Here is a 461-nt window from a genome sequence, read left to right on the forward strand (position 1 = left end):
CCCCTGCCCCGTCTACGTCCAGAACTTCACGGCCAAGGGCGACTGCTTCCGCGCCTATCTGTACGAGAGCGGCGGCAAGACCCTGGTGGTGGCCGAGTGCGTGCGCGAGGCCGACCTGCGCGCCCTGCCCGGCGAGATCCGCGGCCTGCTGTCGGGCTTCGGCTCGCTGAAGACCGGCGCCCTGCTGCATACGGGCGCCCAGCCGCGCTGGATCTATCACTCGCGCGACGCCATCGCCGGCCTTGGCCAGCTGCGTGCGAAGCTGACCGAGCGCTTCGGATCCTCCTTCGTCTGCGGGGCCTGGGAGCCCTACGGCAAGAGCGCCAAGCTGGCCGAGGTGGACGCCGCCCTGGCGTCGGCCCGCGCCGCGCCCGCCGCCGGCGGCCTGGCCCTGGTCGGATGAACCAGACCTCGCCCCCGAGAACGGCGGCGATCATGCAGCCGACCTATCTGCCCTATCT

1 protein-coding gene is annotated in these 461 nt (G+C 72.0%); it reads left to right on the forward strand.

Going from position 1 to position 461, the window contains the following annotated elements; genetic code table 11:
• Positions 1-403, forward strand: a 403-nt coding sequence (locus AC1DM5_RS36580) for a hypothetical protein (protein WP_477976968.1), incomplete at its 5' end; no start/stop codon positions are given.
• Positions 404-461 lie beyond the last annotated feature (58 nt).

Source organism: Rhizobium sp. 01T437 (genome assembly GCF_056398505.1).